We start from the raw sequence: 23,965 nt of genomic DNA on the forward strand, positions 1-23,965 counted from the left end.
GTCACACGTTGAGGAAGACGGTCATCTCGTTCTCGCCGCGGTTGGCCCAGGCGAAGTACGGGATGAGCGTCGCGGTCACGGGCTTGCGCTCCGCCGGCGCGTAGTCGGCGTAGAGCGGCGCGAACGCGGGGGCCTCGGCGCCCGCGGGAGCGGCGGCGACGGTCTCGGGCACGGGCTCGCGCCAGGCGGGCACCTCGAGCTTGACCATGCGCCGGACGACGGGCTCGACCTCGCCCTGGCCTCGCTCGTCGATGCCCTTGGCGCCGGCCTGGAAGTCGAACTCGTCGACGCGCACCGACTCGGGGTCGTCGAGGACCTTGGCGACGTCGGCGTGCAGCAGGTGCAGGTTGGATCCGTTGTCCCTCTCCTCGGCGCAGAACGTGATCGGGCCGCGTGAGAACGCGACCTTGTTCGCATCCTCGCGCACGAGCGGGTTGGCCTTGAGCATGCGCACCGGCATCGGGAAGTCGAAGGAGACGACGTCGCCGTCATGCCATTCGCCCGTGAGGTAGAGGTAGCCGTCGCGCAGTTCGCGCGCGACGCGCGGCGAGGCGCCGGACTCGCCGGTCGTGGCGATCGTGCCGGCGGCGACGGTGGGCGCACCGGCCCAGCCCGGAAGGCGGAACGCGAGCGTGAACGTCGCCGGCCCGTCGAGGTGGACGACGACCGAGCCGTCGCCGTGCCATGGCAGGTCGGCGTCGACGTCGAGGCGCACCGGCACGCCGGCGAGCGTCGCCTTCGCCTCGCCGCCCATGTACAGGTGCGTGTAGAGCGTGGAGCCGTCGTCGGCGAGCGTGTACGCGTACTCCTGCACGGATTCGACGATGCGGGCGATGTTCGGCGGGCAGCAGGCGCAGCCGAACCACTTCTGGCGCACCGGCTTGACGTGGTCGAGCCGCTTGTCGCGGCGACAGGCGTACGGGTCGACCTCCAGCGGGTTCACGTAGAAGAAGCTCTTGCCGTCGAGGGCCATGCCGGCGAGCGTGGTGTTGTACAGGGCCAGCTCCATGACGTCCGCGTACTCGGCCTTGGGTTCGAGCTCGAGCATGCGGCGGGCGAAGAACGCGAGGGCGATCGCCGCGCATGACTCCGAGTAGGCGGTGTCGTTGGGCAGGTCGTAGTCGTAGGAGAACGCCTCGCCCTCGCGGGTGCCGCCGATGCCGCCGGTGACGTACAGCTTCTTGTCGACGATGTTGCGCCACAGGTTCCCGCACGCCTCGGCGAGGGTCGGGTCGTCGGTCAGGCGCGCGACGTCGGCCATGCCGGAGTAGAGGTATCCGGCGCGCACCGCGTGGCCGACCGCCTCCTGCTGCTCGCGCACCGGCTCGTGGGCCTGCGCGTACGGGCAGTCGAACTGCCATGCGGTATCGGCGGTGCCGTCCTTCCTGTCGCGCTCGCCCTCGTAGCGGAAGTAGTTGGGTTCGGTGCCGCGCTGGTCGATGAAGAACTTCGCGAGGTCGAGGTACTTTCTCTCGCCGGTCACCTCGAACAGGCGGGCGAGGGCCATCTCGGCGATCTCGTGGCCCGGGTAGCCCTTGCACTGGCCCGGGTTCGGGCCGAAGTACGAGGCGGTGTAGTCGGCGAACCGCTCGGCGGCCTTCAAAAGCTTGTCCTTGCCGGTGCCCTCCCAGTAGGCGATCGCGCCCTCGATGAGGTGGCCGAGGCAGTAGAGCTCGTGGTGCCAGCGCAGGTTGTGGAACGCGCGGTCCATGCCGTTGAGGATGTAGTAGGTGTCGAGGTAGCCGTTGTCGAGCTGGGCGGCGCACACGACGTCGATCGCCCTGTCGGCCGTGGCCTCGAGCTCGGCGTCCGGATGATGCGCGAGCGAGTAGCCGACCGCCTCGATCCACTTGGAGAAGTCGGTGTCCTGGAACACGAAGCCGTAGAACGTGTCCGGATCGGGATGGGCCGGGTCCTCGGGCTTGGATTCGAAGCCGCGGTAGGAGTAGGCCGGCGGCACGAACCGCTTGCCCTCGGCGCCCTTGCGCGCGTTCTGCGCGGCGGCGGCCCTGAAGTTGTGCATGCAGTAGCTGGGGGCCGCGCCCGGCACGTCGTCGTTCAGGGCCCTCCACTGATACGGCAGCACCGCCGTGCGCACGAGCTCCTGCTCGGCGTGCCAGAACGCGTCGGTGACGGTCACGTCCCCGAGCTTGAGCGGGGTGCTGTGCCCCATCGCGGAATCGGTCATGGTCATATGCTCCTTCGACATCATGTTCGGCGTGTCCGTCCGGCGCCGGGCATGACATCGGACCGGGCGTCGCAGCCGGCGGCTCCGTCATCCGCCGGTTGTTACCGCTCACATCACATCCTATGGTTAACGTTAAACAAAGTCAACCCGACACCCGGAAGGACCGATTCCGCCCCGGACGCGACGTCCAGCCCGGCCCACGCCCCGGCCCCGTCCGGACACCCGCCTGCGGGCGTGTACGCCTCGCCGAAGAACCGACCACGCCCGGTCCCGTCCGGACGCCCATCCCAGGCGTACGCGCTCACCCGATGGTGCCGTCGGCGGCCCTGAGCCGATCGTATTCGGCACGCGTCAGGGACATGACGCCGCCGTGCTTGGTGTGCGGCGCCATGAAGAACCCGTCCGAACGCAGGTAGTCGAACCCCTTGTCCGGATCGGTGGTGACCATCGGCCGATAGCCGATCGACGGGATCACATCCACGTACAGGAACACGCGGTCGTCGGAGTGCGATGCGAACAGGGCCGGCCCCTCCACGCCGCCGGGATTGCCGTCCGGCACCCACCCGACGCCGATGTCCTTCTGGATGACGCGCCATTCGGCACCCGGTTCCCACCAACGCGGCGCATCGGTCGCGTCGAGCCAGATGTTCGAGTCCGGGCCGTTGTCCTTGGTCGCGCGGTAGGTGCGGACGCGACCGTCGGGCAGGACACGCTGAAGCATCGTCGTGTCGATCGCCGCATGCCCGCGGTCGATCAGCACGCCGCCGAATTCGAACGTGGCGTCGGTGAAATCGGCGGTCGCGCCCCACAGGACGCGGTCGTAGACGTCCGGGTCCGCATGATCGACGTCGGAGTCGTCGAACAGCGTGCTCGACCAGTACAGGACGAACGCCCCGCGCCCGCCGCCATGCTTCGTCTCGGAGCCCGCCGGATAGTAGTCCGGCACCCACAGGGCCTCCGGCGCCCACGCCATGCCCAGCTGCGCATGCGTGCCGTCCGTCCTACGGGATACATCCAACGCGTGCGGCTCGCTCCAGTGGACCAGATCGTCGGAGTGCCAGATGATGAGGTTCGTGCTGCCGTGGTGCGAGAACGCGTACCAGTCGCTGCCGCAGTCCGATCCGCCGCCACCGGCGAATACCTGCAGATCGGTGGCGATGATGTACACGCGGCCGGTCTCCGGGTTACGCACGAGGTACGGGTCGCGCACGCCCTTGGTGCCAAGCGGCGAGGTGAGGATCGGGCGCCCGCCGTTGAGCGGATGCCAACGCTCCGGATCGTCGCCCTCGGACAGGTCGAGGTAGATGCGCTCGGTGTAGTGCGCCGGGTCCTCGATGAAATGCACCAGCAGATAGCCGTACGGGTCATTGAGATCGATGGGGGTCTTCATGGGATTGGATTTGCCTTTCCAAATAAAACGGGGGGCATGCGGCGCACCACGCGATGCCGCCATCGCGCGGCACGCCGCATGGGTGGGTGACCATCAGCCACGGTCGACGGGACCGCCGAGCGTGACGGCGTCGAGACGGCCGGCGACGTCGCGCGTGGCCTCGACGTACAGCAGCAGATCGCCGGCATGCTCCGGCACGAGGAACAGGTCGCCGCGACCGCCGGCGAACGTGGTCCCCGGCAGACCGCCGAGCACTACGCGCCCGAGGCACAGGTCGTCGGTGAACGCGGTTAGCTGCAGGCCGTCGCCGTCGAAGCGCACCACCGTGTTCATCGAGCATGCGGATTCGGCGAGCGCCGCGGCTGGCACGCGCAGCCACATCGCCGCGCCGGGCTCCACCGTCAGCGGCAGCGTCGTACGGGTCGTCGCCGGTTCGCCGTCTCGGTCGCCGGCGCCGGCGAAGGCGTCCGCCGCGGCGCGCAGTTCGGACAGGCCCTGCGCGGCCATCGTCCAGCCGACGACCTCGCGGCCGGTGAGCAGGGTCGCACGTCCCGCGTCCTCGCCCCACGTGCGCCATACGATGACGGCGAGTTCGTCGCCGTCGTGCACGTCGCCGAGCCACAGGGTCGGCCGCAGCGGGGTGATCGAACCGATGTCGCGGCCGTTCAGCCGCACGTCGCAGCGCGCCCGGCCGCCGTCCACATGCAGAGCCGCGACCGTGTCGCCGACGTGCAGCGTGCGCATGTAGGCCAGCCGATGCGGCCACGTGGTGGTGGACCAACCGCCGAACCCGCCGCGCGGACGCGGATCCTCGCCGATCTCCAGACCGGCGTCGCGCAGCGACCGCGCATACGCGGGATCGTGGGGATCGTACCCGGTCAGCCAGCCGGAGCCGAGGTCGTGGACGCCGCTCACCGCGAGCGCGCCGGTGATGCCGCGTTTGGCGGTCAACCGCAGCGACAGCAGCCGGCTGTCGTCGAAGTTGCTGTGGCCCCAGATGCGGGCGGTCACCTCCAGCGTGCGCGTCGTCGGGGAGACATCGTCCGGCGCCGCATGGGTCCGATCGGCATCGTCGAACGGAACGTACAGCGCGGCGCCGCCGTTGGCCCGCCACGCCGTGCGTACGCCGCCGCACCGCACGCTGATCGTGTCGGCGGCGTCGCGCAGCACGACGCCGGTCGTCGCGCCGTCCACGTCGGCCGTGTACCGCACGGCGCCGGCGTACACGCCGACGTCCTCCGCCGGCAGGGCGCGCCCGCCGTCGGTGCCGTCCGCGACCGGCGACCATGCCGGACGTTCGCCGGAGGAGTCCAGTTCGTCGACCGTCGCGAGCGGCGCGGACGACGGTACGTACCGGCGGTCGGGCCGCGAGATGACGATCTCGTACACCCGTTCGCCGTTGTCAGCGGAGAAGGAGATCCTGCCGTCGCTTCCGGAGACGAACAGCACGTCCCCGCACATGCGCGTCTCGGTGTCGCCGGTCTGCTCGCGCACGGCGATCACGTCGGCGCCCGTGCCGGAGACGAACGTCGCCCACACGCCGTCCTCGCGCGTGACCGGCGGGGACAGCGTGATCCTTGCGCCCTCGTCGGCGACGTCCAGTCCGATCAGCTCCCCGTTGGTCGCGCACAGCGTCAGACGGTCGTCCACGGGAAGGTCGCTCACGACCATCACGCCGACGCCGGCCGGCACGACGACGTCCGGCATCGACGGCGTCGATACGGCGGCGGATCCGGACGACACCGCGAGATCGCATCCGGAGACGTTGGTGAGGGTAAGCAGCCGGCCTCCACCCGCCAGGTCGAGGACGCCGACGCCGAGCTCGCCGTCCCCGCCGTCGCGGGAGACGATGCCGTCCGGCGGTGTTCCGTCCCACCCGTCGAGGCACGGGGAGACGGCCTCATGGCACCCGACCGTCTGGTCCGCGGCGGGAGAGGCTTCCGCGAGCCGCTCCCCCAGCGCCGCGATGATCGCGGAGAGCCGTCGGGCCTCGTCCGCATCGGGACGCTCCCGGCCGGCCGGATCGATCACGCCGCCGAAGTCGTAGTCGTGCGTCATGTACGATTCGAGCGCACCCCAGTTGTTCACGGACGTACCGTAGTCGAAGTCCCAGCCGGACACCTGCAGGAACGGGCCGACAAACCGCGCGCCCGAGCCGACCATGCGCCGCAGCGTGCGGTGCAGGCGGTTCGTCTCGGTCACGATCAGCGGCGCGTCGTACCGGTCGGCGGCCGCGCGGTAGTAGCGGACGTGCGCGTCCATGTCGACGCCGTCGTCGTCGGCGTACAGGTTGACGGCTGGCACGACGCCGTCCGCGCCGCCGAACGCGCGCGCCATGTCGCCCTGACCGGCGCATGCGACGATCGGCACGTCGACGCCGGCCTCGCGCATCATGCCGGCGAGCGCGCCGATGTAGCCGCGCGGATCGCGGCAGGCGAAGAAGTCGAGCTCGTTGTCGGCCTGCACGGCGATGACCGGGCCGCCGTGGCCGTACTGCCGGCGCACGATGATCGGCAGGATGCGGTCGTACCAGCCGCGCACGGCGTCGAGGAACGCCGGATCGTTCTGGCGCAGCGCGTCCCCGCCGCCGCGCGCCGGGTCGGTGGCGATCCATGCGGGGATCGCGCCGCCGTCCCATTCCGAGCAGATGTACGGGCCGGGACGCACCATCGCGTACAGTCCGGCCTCGTGGGTCAGACGCAGGAACTCGTCGATGTCGCGTCGGCCGGAGAAATCCCATACGCCGGGCGCGGTCTCGTGGAAGTTCCACGGGATGTAGACGTCGATGGCGTGGTACCCGAGGCGTTTGACGGCCTCGAGGCGCTGCCCCCACTGCTCCCGCGGCACGCGGAACGGGAACAGCGACGCGCACAGCAGCACGCGCGGCGTCCCGTCGATGACCAGCCTGTTGTGATCGAGATATACGGATTCGTTCATGATCGACCTTCCCGGTTACGGAGGAAAACCACGGCCCCACACGGTAGGAGAGAACACCGTGCGGGGCCGTGCCCATCGGCGCGGGGGCGCCGAGGTCTTTTACTTGATGCCGGCGGAGCCGACGCCCAGACCGCTCTCGTAGATGTACTTCTGGGAGAAGTAGTAGACGATGAGCACCGGGATGATCAGGATCAGCGAGCCGACCATGATCATGTTCCACGGCGGGGTCTGCGCGCCCGAGCTCTGGGCGGAGAGCACCTGCAGGCCGAGCGCGAGCGGCATCTTCTCCTCGTCGTTGATGTAGAGGAGCGGTCCGAAGAAGTTGCCCCAGTTGGCGGAGAACGTGAACACGCACACCGCGGCGAGCACCGGCGTCATCATCGGCAGGATGATGCGGGTGAAGATGCCGAAGTAGCCCAGGCCGTCGAGTTCGGCGGCCTCGTCCAGCTCGGTCGGGATGCGGGTGATGAACTGGCGCATGAGGAACACGTTGTACGCGTTGGCGAACAGGTTGGGGATGACCAGCGGCAGCAGGGTGTTCACCCATCCGAGGGAGCGGAACAGGATGAACTGCGGGATCATGAGCACCTGGCCGGGGATCATCATCGTGGACAGGACGATGAGGAACAGGACGTTCTTGCCCGGCGCGCGCAGTCGCGCGAAGCCGTAGGAGACGAGCGCGCTGGAGAGGGTCATGAACAGGCAGGCCGGCAGCACGATGCACAGCGAGTTGACGATGAAGCGCCCGATCGGCAGGCCGGAGTCGAACACGCGGATGAAGTTCTCCCAATGCCATTCGGTCGGGAAGAAGGAGAAGCTCATCGCGTTCGTGGTCGCGTCGCTCGACAGGGCGATCGACACCACGAACACCAGCGGGGGCGCACAGAATCGCCGAGACGACGGTCAGGATGGCGTAGCGGCGGGCCTTCGCACCCGGGGTCTTGTAGTTGTTGTTCACTTCTTCACCTCGGACTCGTAGAACACCCAGGCGCTCGACGAACGCAGCACCAGAGCGGAAATGATCATGATGATGACGAACAGGATCCACGCCAGCGCGGAGGCGTAGCCCATCTGGAAGTTCTTGAACGCGGTGGTGTAGATGTAGGGCACCATCATCTGGCTGGCGTTGTCCGGGCCGCCCGCGGTCAGGATGTAGACCTGGTCGAACACCTGGAACGCGCCGATGATGCCGGTCACGAGGTTGAAGAACAGGATCGGCGTGATCATCGGGAACGTGATGTTCCAGAACATGCGGTAGTGGCCGGCGCCGTCGATCTCGGCGGCCTCGTACAGCTCCTTGGGCACGCCGTTGATCGCGGAGATGAGCAGGATGGTGCCGCCGCCCACCTGCCACAGCGACAGGAGGATGATCGCGGGGATGACCCAGTGGGTGTCGAGCAGCCAGGAGGGGCCCTTGATGCCGAAGATGGACAGGAAGGCGTTGATCGGGCCGTCCTCGGGCTTGAGCAGCCACTTGAAGATCAGGCCGGCGGAGACCAGCGGCACCAGCGACGGCAGGTAGATGATCGTACGGAACGCACGCTTGCCGCGGAAGTTGTTCGCCAGCAGGTTGGACAGGTACAGGGCGATCAGCAGCGACAGCGGCACGGACACCAGCGCGTAGTAGAACGTGTGGCCCAGCACCTTCCAGAACAGCGGATCCTGGGTGAATGCCTTGATGTAGTTGGCGAATCCGACGAAGTTCGGGGACTGGAACGAATCCCAGTCGGTGAAGGACAGATACAGGGAGGCGACCATCGGGATCGCGGTGAACACCACGAAACCGAAGATCCACGGCGAGACGCATGCGTAGAAGGCGATGGCCTCGCGCGTCCTGCGCGTCATGCCGCGGCGCTCCTTGCGCGGTTTGGCGGCTTTGGTGAATGCACTCATGAGAATGACCTCTGACTCGAAATACTCGACATGTTCGATGTGGATTGCGTCCCTCCGGCACGGACGGGCCGGAGGGCGGGATGGGCGGCCGACGGGTCCGGACGGGCCGGACGGCCGCCCTGTGCGATCCGCGACGGAACTACTCGCTGAGCGCCGTCTCGACCGTCTTCTGCGCCTTGTCGAGGCCCGCCTTGACGCTCTGCTTGCCGTTCCAGGTCTGGGACATGCCGTCGGAAATGGCCTGGGTCAGCTGATTCCACTTCGGGATGAACGGCGGGGCGTAGGTCATGGACTGGGACTTGGAGAACACGCTCAGATCAAGTCCGTTCTTGTTCCACTTGGCCTCGGTGAAGGACTTGTCGGCGGCGGCCTCGAGGTTGGCGGGCACGTCGAGCGCGTTCTCGGCGATCGGCTTCTGGCCCTCCTTGGAGGTCAGGAACTTCACGATCTTGATGGCGTCGTCCTTGTGCTTGGACTGCGAGGAGACGGCGAGCGCGTTGGAGAACATCGGGACGGCGGTGTCCTTGCCGTGCCACATCGGGGCGATGCCCCAGTTGAAGTCGACGTCCTGCAGGGCGCTGATGTTCCAGAAGCCGGTGACCTCCATGGCCAGCTTGCCCTGGTGGAACAGCGGGTCGGCGCCGGTGTCGGTGATCTGCTCCGGCTTGGGCATCACGCCGTACTTGTACATGAGGTCCTGGTAGAACTGCATGGCCTCGACGTTGGCCTTGGAGTTGACGGTGGCCTTGCCGTTGTCGTCGAGGAGCCTGCCGCCGTTCTGGTACATCCACGTCATGTACCACGCCCACCAGTCGCCCTCGCAGTAGGCCCACTGCGTGGTGGTGTCGCCGTCCTTCTTCACGAGCTTCTGCGCGTTGGTCAGGAAGGTGTCCCAGTCCCAGCTCTCGGACGGGTACTCGACGCCGGCCTTGTCGAAGATGTCCTTGTTGTAGTACACGACGCCCGGGGCGGAGCGGTCGGGGGCGGCGTACATCTTGCCGTCGTAGGAGTAGGCGTTCACGTTGGCATTGCCGAACTCGGTCTTGGCGTCCGGGAAGGAGGACGTCAGGTCGGCGAGCTGGCCGCGGGTGGAGTAGGCGTTCACGTTCTCGGCGATCTCGAGGATGTCGGGGGCCGTGCCGCCGGAGAACATCGTCTGGATCTTGGTGTCGTAGTCCTTGGCGATGTACTGCAGCTTGACGTTGATGTTCGGGTACTTCTTCTTGGCCAGATCGAGACGCTGCTGCATCGTGGTCTTGTCGACGTCGCCGCCCCAGATGGTCAGGACGAGGTCCTTGCTGGCGGCGGTGTCGGAGCCGCAGGCGGCCAGCGAGCCGATCATCGTCAGCGACGCCAGAGCGGCGATGCCCGCGGTGACGATCCTCTTCATTCCAGACTTCATTGAAACCTCCTGTGTTCCAAATCGCTCCTCTGTGCATCCGGCTACCACGCCGGAGCCTGTCACGGTGACACCTTGACAGCCACTGTTTACTGATACGTATCAGCCGTTGACATGCAAAGATGTTATCGCAACCAATTATGGCTGTCAAACGGGTGCGATAGGCACGGCTTGAAAAACTGGCTGATTCGTTTAAATAGGCTACTTACGTCGGCGTGTCATAGATCACCTATACGTTTCAACAGCGATGGCGACGCGCGAACTATACTGATAACCGATCAATCCGCCCCGGTATACGGACGACGATGTATGAGCCCGGCCGGGCCTCATCCATGCAAGGAGTAGCCCCAATGGTCACCATGCGAGACATCGCCCGGGAAGCCGGCGTCTCCCAGGCCACCGTGTCATACGTGCTGCACAACGACCCCAGCATCTCCAAGCCCACCAGGGACAAGGTGCTGCGGGTCGCGCAGCGGCTGAACTACTCCATCAACGTCTCCGCGCGCACGCTCCGCTCCGGCAGGACCAACGCGATCGGCCTCGTCCTGCAGGACCTCCACAACCCCTACTCGACGCAGGTCGCCGACGCGATCTCGGTGTATGCAAGGCGGCGCGGATACCAGACGATCATCCAGCAGACCTTCTACGAGGGCGACGCCGAAGCCGAGATCCTGCAGCACATCGTCAGCTCGATGTGCGACGGCGTGATCTTCTCCCCGTCCAAGCTGAACGTCAGGGAGATCATGGCCCAGCTCAACGGCAAGCCGTCGGTGCTGCTCAGCCCGGTGTGCGAGAACCACAGCTACGACACCATGCTGGTCGCCTGCGAGCAGGGCATCTTCACGACCACGTCCTATCTGCTCTCGCGCGGGTGCCGCAGGCCGCTGTTCTACTGCTCGCGCTACGCGGACTTCGACGACATCAGGGATTCCGCCGACTCCAAATGGCAGCGCGTGGCCGGATTCCAGCGGGCGCTGCTGCGCAACGGCATCACGCCGGAGCCCTGGCAGTTCCTGCCCGAACGGCATTGGAACCGCCGATCCGCACGCGAGACCATCGTCGAGGCCGTGCGCACAGGCCTCGACTTCGACAGCGTGGTGTGCATCAACGACGAATCGGCCATCGGCGTGCTGCGCGGACTCGCGGACTGCGGCGTGCGCGTGCCGCAGGACGTGTCGGTGGTCGGATTCGACGGCATCGAGGAGGGCGAGTGCTGCGTGCCGTCGCTGACCACCTTCGCCATGGACTTCGACGACTTCGCGCGCAAGGCGGTCGACGCGCTCATCGACCGCATCAACGGCGACGACGCCGCACCGCACGCGATCATCGCCAACTCCCGCCTCGTCGTGCGCGAATCGACGCGATAGGCCCGCTCTCACGCCCGGATGGCGGCGTACTGGGACTCGTAGAGGCGCCAGTAGGACCCCTTGGCCCTGAGCAGCTCGGCGTGCGAGCCGTGCTCGACGATCCGACCGTGGTCGATGTAGAGGATCTCGTCCGCGTTCTCGATCGTCGACAGGCGGTGCGCGATGACGAACGACGTGCGCCCCTTGAGCAGGTGTGCGAGTCCCGCCTGCAGCGCCTCCTCGGTGCGCGTGTCGATGTTCGACGTCGCCTCGTCGAGGATCAGGATCCTCGGGTCGGCCAGCAGCACGCGCGCGAACGCGATGAGCTGGCGCTGGCCGGCCGAGAGGGTCGAGCCGCGCTCTTCCACGACCGTGTCGTAGCCGTCGGGCAGTTCCATGATGAACTCGTGCGCGTGCACCGCCCTCGCCGCCGCCTCGATCTCCTCATCCGTGGCGTCAAGCCGGCCGTAGCGGATGTTCTCGCGCACGTTGCCGGAGAAGATGAACGTGTCCTGCAGCATCACGCCCATCTGCCGGCGCAGCGAGGCGAGCGTCACGTCGCGCACGTCGTGGCCGTCGATCTCGACCGACCCCTCGGTCACGTCGTAGAAGCGCGACAGGAGGCTCACGATCGTGGTCTTGCCGGCGCCGGTCGGTCCGACGAGCGCGATCGTGCGGCCCGGCTCGACGTGGAAGTCGACGAGGTTCAGGATGTTGCGCCCGCCGTCCTCGTAGCGGAAGACCACGTCGTTGAAGTCGACGCGGCCGCGGATCTCGGGCAGGTCGCGCGCGCCCGGACGGTCCTCGATCTCGGGCCGGACGTCGAGGGTCTCGAAGATGCGCTCGAGGTACGCCGAGCAGGTGACCAGCTGGTTGTAGAAGTTGCCGATGTTGATGACCGGGTTCCAGAAGTTGTTCGCGTAGCCGACGAACGCGATGAGCATGCCGGTGGTCACGTCCACGCCGCCGAAGCCGGTGATGCCGACGAAGTAGATGAACGCGATCGTCATCACGGAGATCGTCTGCACGCCCGGCCACATGAGGAACTCGATGTGCTTGGCCGCCATCCACGCGGTGCGCACGTCGTCCTGCTGCTGCTGGAAGGTCATGAACTGCGCCTTCTCTCGCGCGAACGTCTGCGTCGTCTTGACGCCGGCGATCGACTCGTGGATGAACGCGTTGAGGTTGCTCTGCTTGTTGGACAGCTTCTGGTAGGCGCGGCGCTGGAAGTACTGCAGCACGCGCACCCACGCGATCAGCGCCGGGAAGAGCACGAGGCTCCACAGCGCAAGCCGCCAGTCGATCGCGAACATCACCACGAGCGTGACGAGGAACGTGAACACGTCGGCGAACACGCTGATCAGGCCCGACGAGAGCGTGTCCGACAGGGTGTTGACGTAGTTGACCACGCGGATGAGGATCTTGCCGTGCGGACGCGAGTCGAAGTAGCTGAACGGCAGCGTCTGGATGTGCGTGAACAGGTCGCGGCGCATGTCCTTGAGCATGAGCTGTCCGACGCGCGTGATCGCCACCGTGCGGTAGCGCAGCGCGAGCTCGTACACGACGATCAGGCACGCGAGCACGCCCGCGAGCAGGCCCAGCCGCCCCAGGTCCTTGTTCGGGATCGCGTCGTCGATCATGATCTTGGTCAGGTACGGCACGCTCACCGTGATGCAGCTCATCGAGACCACGACCGCCAGAATGCGGGCCACGGCCGGCAGGTACGGTTTGAGATAGACGCCCACGCGCGCGATGTCGTGCAGGTTGATGGATTCCTCGAGCTCCTCGTCCTCGCGGAACGTGTTGCGTTGTGCCATGACGGACTCCCCTTCCCCGGCTCAGAATCCCTGCGCGGCGCCGGACTGGGCGCCGAGCTGCTTCGAATAGATGCTCCAGTAGCGCCCGTGCGCGGCGACAAGCTCGGCGTGCGTGCCCCGCTCGACGATGCGCCCGCGCTCGAGCACGAGGATCAGGTCGGAGTCCTTGACCGACGAGATGCGGTGCGCGATCGTCACGATCGTCTTGTCGCCGTCCATCTCGCGCAGATGCCGTTGGATCTCGGCCTCGGTCTCCATGTCGACGGCCGAGGTCGTGTCGTCCATGATGAGGATCGACGGGTCGTCCGCCAAGGCGCGCGCCAGGCTCAGGCGCTGCTTCTGGCCGCCGGACAGGCCGACGCCGCGCTCGCCGACGATCGTGCCGTAGCCGTCGGGCAGCGCGCGGATGAAGCCGTCGGCGCCGGCGATGCGGGCCATGCGGCGGATGAACTCGTCGTCGACGCCGTCGCCCGAGCCGGTGCGCCCGCCGGTCTCGTCCCCGGGCGCGCCGCCGGCGCCGAAGGAGATGTTGCCCTCGATCGTGTCGGAGAAGAGGAACGTGTCCTGCGCGACGATGCACACCTGCGAGCGCAGGGTGGCCAGCGGCCAGTCGCGCGCGTCGACGCCGTCGATGAGCACGCGGCCGGCGGTCGGGTCGTAGAAGCGCGAGATGAGGCTGACGAGCGTGGACTTGCCGGCGCCGGTCTCGCCGAGGATGCCGAGCTTGGATCCGGCGGGCACGTGGAAGTCGATGTCGTCGAGGATCGGCGTGTCGGGGTCGTCGGGGAACGCGAAGGAGACGTGGTCGAAGCGGACGTCGCCGCGGATGCGCAGGTCGGGAGCCGCGGGCGTGGACGTCGTCCGGCCCTCCGCCGCCGTCCGCGCCACGGCCGAGCCGCCCGACTGCTCCACGACCGACCGCGCCGCGTCGGGGCGTTCGACGATGCGGGGCGTCTCGGTCAGGAGCCGCCTGATCTTGATGCAGCTGGCGTTGAAGCGCTGCCAGTCGTTGATGAGCCAGCCGCACATGCGCACCGGCCCGTCGATCATCCACAGGAAGGAGTTGAAGCTCACGAGGTTGCCGAGCGTCATGTCGCCGGCGATGACGAGGTAGCCGCCGAAGCCGAGCGTGATGAGCTGCAGGCAGAAGCCGAGGCCGTCGAGCCAGGGCATGTACCGGCGCGAGTTGTATGCGAGCGCCATGTTGCGCTCCATGTAGTCGTCGTTGCGCTCGTCGAACTTGCGCGTCTCGTACGGCTCGCGGGCGAACGCCTTGACGACGCGGTTGCCCTCGATGTTCTCCTCGACCATCGAGTTGAGCTCGGCCAGCGAGTTGCGGATCGCGAAGAACAACGGGTGGGCATGCGAGGAGAGCCCACGCGTGAGGATGAAGATGAACGGGGTGACGCAGGCGAGCGCGAGGGCGAGGCGCCAATCGATCGCGAACATGACGGTCAGGGCGCCGACGAACATGACCACGCAGTCGGCGATCTGATAGTCGACCCAGCTCAGAAAGTGGCGGATCGCGTCGGTGTCGGAGGTCATGCGGCTCATGATGTCGCCGGTGCGCGTGTGGTTGAAGTAGGTGAAGTCGAGCTCATGCAGCTTCTCGTACTCGTCGCTGACGAGCCGGTACACGGAGTTCTGGCCGAAGCGCTCCATCCACATCTGGTAGCCGTAGCGCGCGCCGACGCGGATGATGGTCATCGCGATCATGAGCGCGCAGAAGCCCGGCAGCTCGCCGGTGCGTCCGCCGACGATGACGCGGTCGACGATGAGGCCCGAGATGATCGGGATGGACAGGGCCATCGCGTTGTTGGCGATGAACAGGACGAGCGCGCCGACGACGCGCGGCAGGTCTGGTGTGCAGTAGGGCAGGATCCAACGGACGTTGCCCTTGTTCTGGTTGATTCCCGGATCGACGTACATGACGAGGAGATCACCGTTTCTTCGGATTGTTTGCCTGTGGTTGGCACGGCGCTCTCCTTCGCCGCGCGCGGCAATCGCTGCCGCCACGATTCACGACTCCCCCGCGCCCCGTACTTCCCCGCCGGCGCTCTCCTTCGCCGGCCGGGACGCGATTCGTTTCGCAAACGCGAACCAGTGTAGTCGCGCGGCGGTCGCGGGTCGAGGCGACACCCCGGGTCGAGCGTCCATCCTCCGTCCATCCGCGGGGCTCCATAGGCGTCGACCGGAACGTCCGCCGAACCCCGCGCCAACGTAACATCCTCGTGAATTCCACATACTGACTCTTGACAAAACGCGTGTCCCGATTAGGGACTTGAATAGATGCCATGACTGAAATGCGATCTTCAAAACTGATGTCGGGCCGCGTCTTCGCAGGCGCCCGCGCCCTCTACCGTGCCGCAGGCGTCAGCGGCGACGACATGGGCAAGAAGCCCATCATCGCCATCGCCAACTCCTTCGACGAGTTCCTCCCCGGCCACGTCCACCTCAACAAGGTCGGCCGCATCGTCTCCGAGGCCATCAAGGAGGCCGGCGGCATCCCGCGCGAGTTCAACACCATGGCCGTCGACGACGGCATCGCCATGGGCCACACCGGCATGCTGTACTCCCTGCCCTCCCGCGACATCATCGCGGACACCGTCGAATACCAGTGCAACGCGCACTGCGCCGACGCCCTGATCTGCATCCCGAACTGCGACAAGGTCGTCCCGGGCATGCTCATGGCCGCGCTGCGCCTGAACATCCCGACCGTGTTCGTCTCCGGCGGCCCGATGGAGGCCGGCACCACGGTGCTCGCCGACGGCACCGTCAAGAAGAACACCGACCTCATCTCCGTGATGTACGCCTCCGCCGACGACAACGTCTCCGAGGAGGACCTGCTCAACTACGAGAAGACCGTCTGCCCGACCTGCGGCTCCTGCGCCGGCATGTTCACCGCCAACTCGATGAACTGCCTGACCGAGGCCATCGGCCTGGCCCTGCCGGGCAACGGCACGATCCTCGCCTCCCACTCCTACCGCAAGGACCTGTTCAAGCGCGCCGCGCAGCAGGTCGTCAAGATCGCGAACCAGTACTACCGCGACTCCGACGATTCCGTGCTGCCGCGCTCCATCGCCACCAAGGAGGCGTTCGAGAACGCCATGACGATGGACGTCGCGATGGGCGGCTCCACCAACACCGTGCTGCACATCCTCGCGATGGCGCAGTCGGCCGACGTCGACTTCACGCTCGACGACATCGAGCGCATCTCCCACACCGTGCCGTGCATCTGCAAGGCCTCGCCGTCCGGCAAGTGGGAGATCTCCGACGTGCACCGCGCCGGCGGCATCACCGGCATCCTCGGCGAGCTCGACCGCGCCGGCAAGCTGCACCAGAACGTCCACTCGATCGACTACCCGTCGCTCGAGGCCAAGCTCGACGACTGGGACATCATGCGCCCGACCTGCACCGAGGAGGCCAAGCAGATGTACAAGGCCGCTCCGGGCCACATCATCTCCCCGGAGCCGTGGACGCACACCACGCTGTTCGACTCGCTCGACACCGACCGCGTCAACGGCGCGATCCACGACATCGACCACCCGGAGATCCACGAGGGCGGCCTCGCCGTGCTGCGCGGCAACCTCGCGCCCGACGGCTGCGTCGTCAAGACCGCCGGCGTGCCGCAGGAGATCTGGAAGTTCCGCGGACCGGCGCTGGTCGTCGAGTCCCAGGAGGAGGCCATCAAGGTCATCCTCGACGACACCTTGAAGCCGGGCATGGCGCTGGTCATCCGCTACGAGGGTCCGAAGGGCGGCCCGGGCATGCAGGAGATGCTCTACCCGACCTCCTTCGTCAAGGGCAAGGGCATCGGCAAGCAGGTCGCCATGCTCACCGACGGCCGCTACTCCGGCGGCTCCTCGGGTCTGGCCATCGGCCACATCGCCCCCGAGGCCGCGAACAAGGGCCCGATCGCCCTGATCAAGAACGGCGACATCATCAACATCGACATCGAGGCGCGTTCGGTGAACGTCGAGCTGACCGACGAGCAGCTCGCCGAGCGCCGCGCCGAGCTCGAGGCCGGCGACGGCTACGTGGCGCACCGCGACCGCAAGGTCTCGCAGGCCCTCAAGGCCTACGCCGCCTTCGCCCGCTCCGCCGACAAGGGCGCGACCAGGGATCCGGAGCTCATCAACAGGCTCTCCGGCCTCGCCTGATCGATAGGCCCTGGACGACGATGGCCCGCCGTGGAGCACCCACGGCGGGCCATCGTCGTCTTCGCCGGTTCCCGATTTTTCGGCCTTTGCAATCGGGAACCCGAAACGCACGGAATCGCACACGCGCGGAATCGGACTTCGGCATGATTCCGCGGATTCCGGTGTGCGATCGCACAGGGGTCCGGTTCCCGATTCCACGGGGCCGAGAATCGGGAACCGGGATGGGTCACTCGCCGACGATGGAGCCGACGATCCCCGAGACGATCGCCATGATGATCGAGCCGATCGTCGCCCACAGGAAGCCGTGCACGTAGACGCCGACGCCGAACAGGCTCAGCGCGAGCCAGGAGGCCAGGCGCATGCACAGCCAGTTGACCACCAGATAGAAGACGCCGAACGTAAGAATCGTGATCGGCAGGGAGATCAGGTGCATCACCGGCTTGACGGAAGCGTTGATGAGCGCCATGAACAGGGAGAACGCGGCCACGCCGAGGATCGGCGGCTCTCCCACCGTCGTCATGCCCGGCAGGAGCACCACCATCACGGCCGCCGCGATCGTCAGTATCAGCCATTGCGTCAGAAAACTTCTCATGCCGCCATCGTAGCCGCCGGCGCATCAGCGGTACATCCCTGCCACATGTCGGCACCAACCTCCCACTGACGGGCATCCCAATGGGAGATTCTCGCCATGACGTGGCACGAATCTCCCGCGGGCGGGCACGCATGCCGGACATATGCGTACGTTCGTACACATCTCGGCGAAATCGGCCTCGGGACGCCGCACAGGGTGTATCGTTTGACATATGGTTACGATGAAGCAGATCGCGGAGCGGACGGGGGTCTCCGTATCGACGGTGTCGCTGGTGATGAACCACCGCGACGAGGGGCGCGTCAAGCCGGCGATCGCGGCGCACGTGCGCGCGGTGGCCGATGAGCTGGGCTATCGGGTCAATCCGATGGCAAGCTCCCTGCGCACCAACCGCACGCACATCCTCGGCTTCATCAGCGAGGAGGTCGCCACCACCCCGTACGCCGGCGGCATGATCCTGGGCGCGCAGTCGGCCGCGAGCCAGTACGGCTACATGCTCATCACCGTCAGCACCGACGGCGGCATGGACGAGGACGAGGAGATCGAGGCGCTCCAGCGCTACGGCGCCGACGGCTTCCTGTACGCGAAGATGTCGAACCGCGTGACCGAGGTGCCCAGGCGGCTCAACGACTGCCCGCTGGTGCTCGTCGACGCGACCGATCCGGACGGGCTCGTCCCCAGCGTCGAACCGGACGAGTACCGCATCGCCTACGACGCGACGCGGCGCCTCCTCGACGCCGGCTGCGGGCGCATCGCGTACGTCGGCTGCTCGGAGGGGGGCATGATCGCCCAGCAGGGGCGACTGGCCGGCTACCGTGCGGCGATCGAGGACGCGGGACGCAAGTTCAACGAGCGGCTCGTCGTCAACGTGCTCAACAACGGCCCGGCGCTCGAGGCCGTGTCCGACCTGTTCGACTGGGAGCGGCCGGACGGCTTCTTCTGCTTCAACGACGCGCGCGCATGGTACGTGTACGAGTGCGCGGCGCGCCGCGGGCTCACGGTGGGCCGCGACCTGTCCGTCGTGGGCGTCGACAACCACCGCGTGTTCGCCGAGACGCTCTCCCCGCAGCTGACGACGGTGGAGCTGCCGCACTTCGAGATGGGCTACTGGGCAGCGGCGAAGCTGATCTCGCTGATCGAGGACCGCTCGCTCGACGAGTCCGAGTGGCCGTCGACGACGGCGCCGATGCCGCCGCTGGACGCGGGAATCCCGGCGAAGATCCACTGCCGGCTCATCGAGAAGGAGTCGGTCGTGCGGTGAACGCGGATCAGCGCATACCGCAATGGATTACGGACATCACGGACCCCTCGCACCCCGGCGAGGGGTCTTTCCGTATTCTATCCATCCGGCTCCGTTCTCCGGGAAGCCGGCCGCAAAACGGTGTGGGGAGCGAGGCATCCGTCGCTCTCCGCCTCATGCACCGGTCGGCCGTCGTCGACCCCCTTTGACGGGGACGCGCATCCCACGGGGGCGACACGCCGAAGGGGGCTGACGACGTGCGCCGAACATGCCCCAAAAACGGCGGTAAATCAATCGTTTGACGTACTGGAATCACTCGTATCGAAACGGTTTGCGTATAACGTTTGACGTAAATCGTTTGATGCGCTATATTGATAACTGTCAACACGATTCCCCACGCGGCGCGGCAGCCGCGGAGGAACCCCGCCGGAACCTCCATGAGGAGGCGACGACCCGACAACGACGACGCAAGTCGCAAACAGGAAAGAAACGCCATACACAAGGTCATCCGCGCAGCCGCGGATGAGAGAGACAAGGGAATACGCATGGCAAGCGCATCCAAGTCTGCATGGAGGAACCCCTCCTACCTGCAGAGCTCGTTCGGCATCTTCATGTTCTTCTGCTCCTGGGGCATCTGGTGGTCCTTCTTCTCCAGGTGGCTCACCGACCCGACGCACGGCCTGGGCATGACGTCCGCCGAGCAGGGCCAGATCTACTCCATCAACTCGCTGGCCACGCTGGTCATCATGTTCGTCTACGGCATCATCCAGGACCAGCTCGGCATCAAGCGCAAGCTCGTCATCTTCATCTCCGTGATCGCCGCGCTGGTCGGCCCGTTCGTCCAGTTCATCTACATGCCGATGCTCGTCGCCGGCGGCACCACCCGCTTCCTGGGCGTCCTGATCGGCTCCATCGTGCTGTCCGCGGGCTTCATGTCCGGCTGCTCCCTCTTCGAGGCGGTCACCGAGCGCTACTCCCGTAAGTTCGGCTTCGAGTACGGCCAGTCCCGCGCCTGGGGCTCCTTCGGCTACGCCATCGTCGCCCTGTGCGCCGGCTTCCTGTTCAACATCAACCCGCTGATCAACTTCTGGGTCGGTTCCGCCTGCGGTCTCGGCATGCTCCTCGTCTACGCCTTCTGGGTCCCGGCCGAGCAGAAGGCCGAGCTGAAGAAGGCCGCCGATCCGAACGCCGCCCCGACGAACCCGTCCTTCAAGGAGATGCTCAGCGTCCTCAAGATGCCGACCCTGTGGATCCTCGTCGTCTTCATGCTCTTCACCAACACCTTCTACGTGGTGTTCGACCAGCAGATGTTCCCGAACTACTACGCCGGCCTGTTCCCGACCACCGAGATGGGCAACAGCACCTACGGCGTCCTCAACAGCTTCCAGGTCTTCCTCGAGTCCGCGATGATGGGCGTCGTCCCGATCATCATGAAGAAGATCGGCGTGCGCAACGCCCTGCTGCTCGGCGCGTTCGTCATGTTCGCCCGCATCGGTCTGTGCGGCGTGTTCCACGACCCGATCACCGTCTCCATCGTCAAGCTGTTCCACTCCATCGAGGTCCCGCTGTTCTGCCTGCCGGCGTTCCGCTACTTCACCCTGCACTTCGACACGAAGCTGTCCGCCACGCTGTACATGGTCGGCTTCCAGATCGCCTCGCAGATCGGCCAGGTCATCTTCTCCACCCCGATGGGCGCCTTCCACGACTACATGACCAACCTCATGCCGGCCAACGACATGGGCTCCCGCATCACCTTCTGGTGCATCTCCGGCATCGTCCTGCTCGCCCTGATCTACGGCTTCTTCATCATCAAGCGCGATGATCAGGAGGTCGGCGGCGACCCGTTCTACACCGACAAGCAGCTCAAGGCCATGGAGGCCGCCAAGGCCTGATCGCCTTCCCGGCCGGGGCCCCTTCCCTCTCCCGAGCGGGCGGGGCCCCGAATCCCGGCCATCCCGCGCAATCCCCGAACCTGTTGCGGCGATCGTCCACGGTTTTCCCCTTTTTCCCGTAGCGACCGCCGCAACCCCATATCCTCGCTTTCTCCCCTCCATTCCTCCTCACCCCAACCCAAACCAACCAATCGACCCACAAGGACGTGCCATGACCGATTTCACCCCCGCAACCCCCGTACTCATCCCCATCCGCGACCACGCCGAGGAACTCGCCAAGGCCGAGGCCGGCGTCGCCGCCCAGGCCGCCAAGCGCAACGACCGCTGGTACCCGAAGTTCCACATCGCCTCCAACGGCGGCTGGATCAACGACCCGAACGGCCTGTGCTACTACAAGGGCCGCTGGCACGTCTTCTACCAGCTGCACCCGTACGGCACCCAGTGGGGCCCGATGCACTGGGGCCACGTCTCCTCCACCGACATGCTCAACTGGAAGCGCGAGCCGATCATGTTCGCCCCCTCGCTCGAGCAGGAGAAGGACGGCGTGTTCTCCGGCTCCGCCGTCATCGACGACAACGGCGACCTCAAGTTCTACTACACCGGCCACCGCTGGGCCAACGGCCATGACAACACCGGCGGCGACTGGCAGGTCCAGATGCTCGCCACCCCGGACAACGACGAGCTCACCTCCGCCACCAAGCAGGGCATGATCATCGACTGCCCGACCGACAAGGTCGACCACCACTACCGCGATCCGAAGGTCTGGAAGACCGGCGACAAGTGGTACATGACCTTCGGCGTCTCCTCCGCCGAGAAGCGCGGCCAGATGTGGCTGTTCTCCTCCGACGACATGGTGCGCTGGACCTACGAGCGCGTGCTGTTCGAGCACCCGGATCCGGATGTCTTCATGCTCGAGTGCCCCGACTTCTTCCCGATCAAGGACAAGGACGGCAACGAGAAGTGGGTCATCGGTTTCTCCGCGATGGGCGCGAAGAAGAACGGCTTCATGAACCGCAACGTCAACAACGCCGGCTACATGATCGGCACCTGGACCCCGGGCGAGGCGTTCCAGCCGGAGACCGAGTTCCGCCTGTGGGACTGCGGCCACAACTACTACGCGCCGCAGTCGTTCAACACGAACGGCCGTCAGATCGTCTACGGCTGGATGAGCCCGTTCGTCGATCCGGTCCCGATGCAGGACGACGGCTGGTGCGGCCAGATGACCCTGCCGCGCGAGATCACCCTCGGCGAGGACGGCGACGTCGTCACCGCTCCGGTCAAGGAGATGGAGGGTCTGCGCGAGGACACCATCGACCTCGGCCCCGTCACCCTCGACTTGGACGGCGAGAAGGTCATCGCCGACGACGAGCGCGCCGTCGAGATCGAGCTGACCATCGATCTGGCGCACTCCACCGCCGAGCGCTGCGGCCTCAAGGTCAACGCCACCGAGGACGGCGCGTACACCTACGTCGCGTACGACGACCAGATCGGCCGCGTCGTGGTGGACCGTCAGGCGATGAAGTACGGCGACAAGGGCTACCGCACCGCACCGCTCACCGACGCCGAGCTCGCCTCCGGCAAGCTGGACCTGCGCGTGTTCGTCGACCGCGGCTCCGTCGAGGTGTACGTCAACGGCGGCCACCAGGTGCTGAGCTCCTACTCCTACGCCTCCGAGGGCCCGCGCGCGATCAAGCTGGTCGCCGAGTCCGGCTCCCTGAAGGTCGAGTCCCTCAAGCTCCACCACATGAAGTCCATCGGTCTGGAGTGATCCGTCCGGCGGTCCGGTCCGCCCGAACCGACGGATTCCGTCCTCCTTCCCCATCTCTCTTCCATTCCTCTCCATCACCGGGAAGGCCCCGGAGAGACGTTTCCGCCACCATATGGCGGGGATGTCCCTCCGGGGCCTTTCCGTATGGAGGAGGTCGACGGGGCGCGGCATCGCCATGCGCCGCTATACTGTGACGCGGTTAGTCATGGCCGGCTGGCGCGCAGGCTCCTCACCTTACTGCTCCACGCCCCGGCCGCGAGCGCCGGGCCCTCCCCAGACGGCGGGTCGGCGCGGAAAGCAAGGTGAATCCCATGTCCACAGCATCAGCATCGTCATCGGCATCGTCCCCATCGCCCGCGGCCTCCCTCGCGAAGCGAGCCAAACGCCACATCCCCACGGTCATCGCCGTCGTCGTCCTGTTCGCCGCGTGGGAGGCGTGGGTGCGCATCGGCCATGTGCCGTCGACGATGATCCCCGCGCCGAGCGAGATCGCGCAGGCGACGGTCGAGGTGTGGTCCACGCTCGGCCCGGCAGCCGCGGTGACCACGTACGAGGGCGTGGTCGGATTCCTGTTCGCGGTGCTGTTCGGCATTCTCATCGGCATCGGCCTGTACTGCTCGCGCACGTTCAACGCGGCGTTCTACCCATTGCTCGCCGCCGCGCAGACGATGCCGCTCATCTCCATCGCCCCGCTGTTCCTCATCTGGTTCGGTTTCGAGACGTACGGCAAGATCGTCATCACCGCGGTGTTCGGCCTGTTCCCGATCGCCGTGCAGACCGTGCGCGGCCTCGAGGCGGTGCCCGAGTTCTACTCGGACGTGGCCCTCACCTGCGGCGCGACGCGATGGTGGACGCTGTGGCACGTCAAGCTCAGGGTCGCGGCCCGCCAGATCTACGGCGGCATCCGCGTCTCCGGCGCGTACATCTTCGCCACCGCCTCCACCGCCGAGTATCTGGGCGCGCGCAAGGGCCTCGGCATCTGGCTGCAGGCCGCGTACAACTCGTTCCGCACGCCGCTGATCTTCTCGGCGACGTTCACGATCATCGCGATGACGTGCCTGCTGCTCATCGCGGTAAATATCAGCGAGCGGTTGCTGCTCGGCCCGGTCGGCAAGGACGCCGACCCCGACGCCGACCAGTGAGTCGGCCGGCGGGCCCGCCTCCCCGTTCCCGTCCGGTAGTCCCTTGCCCCTATAATGGCAGACGCTTGTCCGGCGTGTGGCAAACGACCTCCCCTCCCTTTCATCGCTTCATTCGTCGAGGGGACGGCCGGGGCGCCGGTCGGGCGGATCGTCAGGCCCTCCATGCCGTTCTCTGCCGATTGTCCGTCCGAAGCGACACCCAGA

15 protein-coding genes are annotated in these 23,965 nt (G+C 66.6%); 6 read left to right on the plus strand and 9 right to left on the minus strand.

Annotated elements, in window-relative coordinates; all coding sequences use genetic code 11:
* Position 1: 1 nt before the first annotated feature.
* From JS528_RS05285 to JS528_RS05310, 6 genes are all read right to left on the minus strand, one after another.
* Positions 2-2,188, minus strand: coding sequence for a glycoside hydrolase family 127 protein (locus JS528_RS05285; protein ID WP_420838191.1), 2,187 nt, complete (start codon positions 2,186-2,188; stop codon positions 2-4).
* A 301-nt stretch (positions 2,189-2,489) separates the two neighbouring features.
* On the minus strand, positions 2,490-3,578 hold the full coding sequence (locus JS528_RS05290; protein WP_214358050.1) for a glycoside hydrolase family 43 protein: 1,089 nt from the start codon (positions 3,576-3,578) through the stop codon (positions 2,490-2,492).
* A 93-nt stretch (positions 3,579-3,671) separates the two neighbouring features.
* Positions 3,672-6,515 (minus strand): beta-galactosidase, encoded by a 2,844-nt coding sequence (locus tag JS528_RS05295; protein WP_214358051.1) that lies wholly within the window; start codon positions 6,513-6,515, stop codon positions 3,672-3,674.
* 99 nt (positions 6,516-6,614) lie between these two features.
* On the minus strand, positions 6,615-7,379 hold the full coding sequence (locus tag JS528_RS05300; protein WP_214358052.1) for a carbohydrate ABC transporter permease: 765 nt from the start codon (positions 7,377-7,379) through the stop codon (positions 6,615-6,617).
* A 90-nt stretch (positions 7,380-7,469) separates the two neighbouring features.
* Positions 7,470-8,408, minus strand: a complete 939-nt coding sequence (locus JS528_RS05305) for a carbohydrate ABC transporter permease (protein WP_214358053.1) — start codon at positions 8,406-8,408, stop codon at positions 7,470-7,472.
* A gap of 139 nt (positions 8,409-8,547) precedes the next feature.
* Complete coding sequence (locus JS528_RS05310) at positions 8,548-9,810, minus strand: ABC transporter substrate-binding protein (protein WP_214358054.1); 1,263 nt, start codon at positions 9,808-9,810, stop codon at positions 8,548-8,550.
* 347 nt (positions 9,811-10,157) lie between these two features.
* Between JS528_RS05310 and JS528_RS05315 the strand changes: the two genes are divergently transcribed.
* Positions 10,158-11,174 (plus strand): LacI family DNA-binding transcriptional regulator, encoded by a 1,017-nt coding sequence (locus tag JS528_RS05315; RefSeq protein ID WP_214358055.1) that lies wholly within the window; start codon positions 10,158-10,160, stop codon positions 11,172-11,174.
* An 8-nt stretch (positions 11,175-11,182) separates the two neighbouring features.
* Here JS528_RS05315 and JS528_RS05320 read toward each other — a convergent pair whose 3' ends face one another.
* Both JS528_RS05320 and JS528_RS05325 read right to left on the minus strand, forming a co-directional pair.
* Positions 11,183-12,970 (minus strand): ABC transporter ATP-binding protein, encoded by a 1,788-nt coding sequence (locus JS528_RS05320; RefSeq protein WP_214358056.1) that lies wholly within the window; start codon positions 12,968-12,970, stop codon positions 11,183-11,185.
* A gap of 21 nt (positions 12,971-12,991) precedes the next feature.
* On the minus strand, positions 12,992-14,899 hold the full coding sequence (locus JS528_RS05325) for an ABC transporter ATP-binding protein (protein ID WP_214358057.1): 1,908 nt from the start codon (positions 14,897-14,899) through the stop codon (positions 12,992-12,994).
* 365 nt (positions 14,900-15,264) lie between these two features.
* Here JS528_RS05325 and ilvD point away from each other — a divergent pair, with 365 nt between their 5' ends.
* A complete protein-coding gene (gene ilvD / locus JS528_RS05330; RefSeq protein ID WP_214358058.1) occupies positions 15,265-17,130 on the plus strand; it encodes a dihydroxy-acid dehydratase in 1,866 nt (621 codons plus the stop codon).
* Positions 17,131-17,356: 226 nt separating this feature from the next.
* Here the strand turns inward: ilvD and JS528_RS05335 are convergent, their stop codons facing one another.
* A complete protein-coding gene (locus tag JS528_RS05335) occupies positions 17,357-17,722 on the minus strand; it encodes a phage holin family protein (RefSeq protein WP_214358059.1) in 366 nt (121 codons plus the stop codon).
* Between the two features lie 211 nt (positions 17,723-17,933).
* Between JS528_RS05335 and JS528_RS05340 the strand changes: the two genes are divergently transcribed.
* The 4 genes from JS528_RS05340 (at position 17,934) to JS528_RS05355 (ending at position 23,761) form a co-directional block, all read left to right on the plus strand.
* Positions 17,934-18,980: a LacI family DNA-binding transcriptional regulator gene (locus JS528_RS05340; RefSeq protein WP_214358060.1), complete on the plus strand. Its 1,047-nt coding sequence runs from the start codon at positions 17,934-17,936 to the stop codon at positions 18,978-18,980.
* 524 nt (positions 18,981-19,504) lie between these two features.
* Positions 19,505-20,851, plus strand: a complete 1,347-nt coding sequence (locus JS528_RS05345) for an MFS transporter (RefSeq protein WP_214358061.1) — start codon at positions 19,505-19,507, stop codon at positions 20,849-20,851.
* Between the two features lie 211 nt (positions 20,852-21,062).
* Entirely contained in the window at positions 21,063-22,619 is a 1,557-nt protein-coding gene (locus JS528_RS05350; RefSeq protein WP_214358062.1) for a glycoside hydrolase family 32 protein, read from the plus strand.
* A gap of 311 nt (positions 22,620-22,930) precedes the next feature.
* Positions 22,931-23,761 carry an ABC transporter permease gene (locus tag JS528_RS05355; RefSeq protein ID WP_214358063.1) on the plus strand — a complete coding sequence of 277 codons (831 nt, stop codon included), beginning with the start codon at positions 22,931-22,933 and terminating at the stop codon, positions 23,759-23,761.
* The last annotated feature ends 204 nt before the right edge of the window (positions 23,762-23,965 follow it).

Source organism: Bifidobacterium santillanense (genome assembly GCF_018555385.1).
Taxonomy (GTDB): Bacteria; Actinomycetota; Actinomycetes; order Actinomycetales; family Bifidobacteriaceae; genus Bifidobacterium; species Bifidobacterium santillanense.